The sequence below is a fragment of the Leyella stercorea DSM 18206 genome (genome assembly GCF_000235885.1).
Taxonomy (GTDB): domain Bacteria; phylum Bacteroidota; class Bacteroidia; order Bacteroidales; family Bacteroidaceae; genus Prevotella; species Prevotella stercorea.
The window spans coordinates 1-1744 of the sequence record NZ_JH379411.1; the positions used below are offsets into that span (position 1 = coordinate 1).

A 1744-nucleotide genomic window follows, 5' to 3' on the forward strand; every position below is an offset into this window, starting at 1 on the left:
AGCTTTTTTGTAAACCACCAAAACTTTTGCAGAGAAAAGTTGAAATTTTACGCTCGTTTTAACAGTTGTTTGCATTTAAAACACCGCATTGTGGACGCACACATTATATTATTATAGGCGCGAGAGACTGTTTTAAGGACTGCAACCAGAGGATGCACACAACAGGAAAGCACTACTGATCGAGAAAAACAGAGGAAGATATGGAAAGAAAAAGAGCGTGTAAAATGTAAAAAGGGAGGTCTTGGACCGCAAAAGCAACGGTTTGGCAGCACGAAAGTAAAGGTTTGGCACAGCGAAACATCAACAAAAGTCATCCGCGTCGGTCGTTACGAGCATCCGCGTCGGTCGTTACGAGCATCCGCGTCGGTCGGTGCGGATGTCTGCGTCGGTCGATGCGAGCATCCGCGTCGGTCGATGCGGATGACAAAAGTAGGGAGTATGAAGAGGAAAAAAGATGGGGTAAAAAGGGGAAAGAGGGGTGCAAGCGTGGGGAAAGAGGGATGCAAGCGTGGGGAAAGAGGGGTGCGTGGGTATGGCAGGGATGCCATACCCCCTAATGATAGTACTATATATTTAGACGTTTGAACAAATAGTTTTGTAGATAATAGAAGAGGACGGCGAAGAGCGAACCGATAGTAGCACCACAGAAGAGGTCGCCAAAGTAGTGAACACCGAGATACATTCGCGAGTAGCTAACGACGAACGCCCACGAGAACATCATCACTGTGAACCACTTATGACGAATGACGAGCGACATGAAGACGGCGAGGGCAAAGGTGTTGGCTGCGTGACAAGACGGGAAACCACATCTACCACCACGATAACCGTTGACGACATGCACGAAAGACGACAACGGATTGTTGAGATTGGCAGGACGCAGTCTGCCTATCTCCGGACGTATGAGTGTTGCACATGTTTGATCAGCCGCCAAGATAATCAGTCCGATGGTGACCAAACAGATCGAAGCACGCTTCCAGGACATGCGACGGAAGAGCAGATAGGCAAGCACGGCATAGAATGGTACCCAAATCCAACGTCCACTGATACACCACATTACGGAATCGAAGAACGGACTATGTGCGCCATTCACAATAAGCAACAGACGGGCATCAATATCTGAGAGCCACAAAATAAATTCCTTGAAAAAATTAAACCACATGTTAGTCTTCTTGTTTATTCAATCATTTCGCAATAAAATAGCTTTGCAAAGTTACAATTAAATATGCAAATAACTACTTTTCGGACACAAATTTGGCAGTTTTTATTTGTATTGTGCGATTGTTTACGTACCTTTGTAAGGTATAATGTATAAAATTCACTAAATCACATCGTTATGACAGAAGGATATAGAAGCAAGGAATATGGTGTGCCTACGAAGCGTTTCGTGCAGACCATGGACTTGAAGGACGACAGTGAACTTATTCGCAAGTACCGCGAGGCTCACGACCAGGAGCATTTCTGGGACGAGATAAAGGAGGGAATTAAGGCGGTTGGCATCTTAGAGATGGAGATTTACATCTTGGGCAACCGCTTAGTGATGATTGTGGATGCACCAGTCGACTTCGATTGGGATGCAGCCATGGAGCGTCTCGCCACCCTACCCCGCCAGGAGGAATGGGAGAAGCATGTGGCTGAATTCCAGAACTGTTCGGCAGAAGCGACGAGCGACGAGAAATGGCAAATGATGGAGCGTATGTTCTATCTGTATGAATAGATGGTGAGGTGGTGAGGTGGTGAGATGGTG

The 1744-nt window shown here is 46.5% G+C and carries 3 protein-coding genes; 1 reads left to right on the plus strand and 2 read right to left on the minus strand.

All coding sequences use genetic code 11. The features are described from left to right. Positions 1-326 precede the first annotated feature (326 nt). Together HMPREF0673_RS14190 and HMPREF0673_RS05230 are read right to left on the minus strand one after the other, a co-directional pair. Positions 327-548, minus strand: coding sequence for a hypothetical protein (locus tag HMPREF0673_RS14190; protein WP_157591637.1), 222 nt, complete (start codon positions 546-548; stop codon positions 327-329). Positions 549-565: 17 nt separating this feature from the next. Next, entirely contained in the window at positions 566-1159 is a 594-nt protein-coding gene (locus HMPREF0673_RS05230; protein WP_007899010.1) for a phosphatase PAP2 family protein, read from the minus strand. 174 nt (positions 1160-1333) lie between these two features. On the opposite strand from HMPREF0673_RS05230, the gene HMPREF0673_RS05235 reads away from it, so the two are divergent. Next, positions 1334-1714 (plus strand): L-rhamnose mutarotase, encoded by a 381-nt coding sequence (locus HMPREF0673_RS05235; RefSeq protein WP_007899011.1) that lies wholly within the window; start codon positions 1334-1336, stop codon positions 1712-1714. The last annotated feature ends 30 nt before the right edge of the window (positions 1715-1744 follow it).

What these genes read in the sequence shown, in the direction of transcription:
- HMPREF0673_RS05230 (WP_007899010.1), bottom strand. Translation starts at nt 1,159, where the DNA reads ATGTGGTTTAATTTTTTCAAGGAATTTATTTTGTGGCTCTCAGATATT.
- HMPREF0673_RS14190 (WP_157591637.1), bottom strand. Translation starts at nt 548, where the DNA reads ATGGCATCCCTGCCATACCCACGCACCCCTCTTTCCCCACGCTTGCAT.
- HMPREF0673_RS05235 (WP_007899011.1), top strand. Translation starts at nt 1,334, where the DNA reads ATGACAGAAGGATATAGAAGCAAGGAATATGGTGTGCCTACGAAGCGT.